This is a genomic window from Protofrankia sp. Cas8, assembly GCF_963555845.1.
GTDB lineage: Bacteria > Actinomycetota > Actinomycetes > Frankiales > Frankiaceae > Protofrankia.
Map to the genome: position 1 here is coordinate 1 of NZ_CAUVXI010000132.1, position 1,873 is coordinate 1,873.

The 1,873-nt window shown below is 70.6% G+C and carries 3 protein-coding genes; all 3 read left to right on the forward strand.

The features are described 5' to 3' along the window. The coding region (locus tag U9977_RS17780; RefSeq protein WP_322750397.1) for a hemolysin family protein at positions 1-1,122 on the forward strand (1,122 nt) is incomplete at its 5' end. Continuing rightward, a complete protein-coding gene (locus U9977_RS17785) occupies positions 1,119-1,676 on the forward strand; it encodes a cytidine deaminase (RefSeq protein WP_322750398.1) in 558 nt (185 codons plus the stop codon). The genes U9977_RS17780 and U9977_RS17785, both read left to right, overlap by 4 nt. A gap of 11 nt (positions 1,677-1,687) precedes the next feature. Continuing rightward, the coding region (locus U9977_RS17790) for a GTPase (protein WP_322750399.1) at positions 1,688-1,873 on the forward strand (186 nt) is incomplete at its 3' end.

Sequence of the window (1,873 nt, forward strand, 5' to 3'; positions counted from 1 at the left end):
GCACTGGCCGGCACCCTGTTCGCGTACGTCCTGGTCGGCGTGATGTTCCGAACGTTGGGCCGGCAGCACGCAGCGGTGGTGGCGCTCGCGACCGCGGGGCTCACCACCTGGCTCGGCGCGCTGTTCGGTCCACTGCCCCGATTGCTGATCGCGTTTGGCAACGCGGTCACTCCCGGGCGAGGCTACCGGGACGGTCCGTTCGCCACCGAAGCGGAACTGCGTGACCTGGTTGATCTCGCGCAGGAGCGCGACGTCATCGAACGTGGTGAGCGCGACATGATCGCATCCGTGTTCGAGTTCGGGGACACCCTGGTACGCGAGGTCATGGTCCCCCGTCCTGACATGGTCCACATCGGGTCGGCGAAAACCGTCAGACAGGCCATCTCGCTGGCATTGCGCAGCGGTTTCTCGCGTATTCCGGTCACCGGGGAGACGGTGGACGACGTCGTCGGGATCGCCTTCCTCAAGGACATGGTAGGCCGGGAGCGCGAAGGCTGGGACGCCCGGCCTGTTTCGGATGTGATGCGTCCGCCCGCACTGGTGCCCGAGAGCAAGCACGCTGACGCCCTGCTACGGGAGATGCAGGCGTCTCGGACCCACATGGCGATCGTCATCGACGAGTACGGCGGCACCGCGGGGTTGGTGACCATCGAGGACATCCTCGAAGAGATCGTCGGAGAGATCACCGACGAGTACGACATCGAGACCGCGCCGGTGGAGTGGATCGATGACGACGTGGCCAGGGTGACCGCCCGGCTGGCGGTGGACGATCTGCGCGAGCTGTTCGCAACGGATGAGCTGCCGGGATCCGGTGATGTCGAGACGGTCGGCGGGCTGCTGGCGAGTGCGCTGGGACACGTGCCGATACCGGGAGCGACCGCAACCGTCGGCGTGCTGACGCTCACCGCCGAGAGCGCGGCCGGCCGGCGCAACCAGATCGGTACGGTGGTGGTCCGGCGGTCGGCGCGCCCTGGCGAGGACGGCGCAGGCGGGTCCGCGAACGAGATCGCCCGCGCCGGCGGCGAGAGCAGAGACGGGGACGCGAAACATGGTGACGGTGGCCGCGACGGCGATGCCCTCGGCCCGGTCGCGCGCCGTACCGCGTTCGGGATGCGTACATGAGTGAGACGGACGAGACAGGGGTGGGCGTGTCGGAGCAGGAGCCGAACAGGCTGGGCTCGAACGGTCGGAACGCCGGTGGACCGCGGTCGGCCGCGGACGTCACGCCGATTGCCCTCGGCGCGCTGCAACCGGAGGACGCCAAGCTCGTGACCCTGGCCCGGTCGGCACGGCTGCGCGCCTACGTGCCCCGCGGCGGAACCGCCTCGGCCCAGGGCGCGGCCGTCCGTGACACCGACGGCCGGACATACGCGGCAGCGACCGTGGAGAACGCCGACGCTCGGCTGACGGTGTCGGCGCTTGCGGCGGCGGTGGTCGCGGCGGCGTCCAGCGGAGCGCGCCGCTTCGAGGCCGCGGCGATCGTGTCGCAGGGCGCGCCGGTCCCGGATCTTCCCGACGCCGGGGACCCTCCGGCCGCTCCGGCCGCTCCCGTCGTGCCTTCTGTACCTTCCGTACCAGCTGCCGAGGACCTGCTCGTGCTGGGCGAGTTCGGCGCCGGCGTTCCGGTGTTCCTCGCCGGCCCGGACGGTGTGGTCCGCGGCCGGGTGAGAACCTAGTGGTTGCCGCCATGGAGACCGAACCGCGGTTCCGGTCGGGGTTTGCGTGCTTTGTCGGACGTCCCAACGCGGGCAAGTCCACGCTGACCAACGCACTCGTCGGCGCGAAGGTCGCGATCACCTCCGGGCGGCCGCAGACGACCCGGCACGCCATCCGGGGCATCGTGCACCGCGACGACGCCCAGCTGGTACTGGTC

Excerpts from the sequence above, each read along its gene's own strand:
- U9977_RS17785 (WP_322750398.1), top strand. The coding sequence starts at position 1,119 with ATGAGTGAGACGGACGAGACAGGGGTGGGCGTGTCGGAGCAGGAGCCG.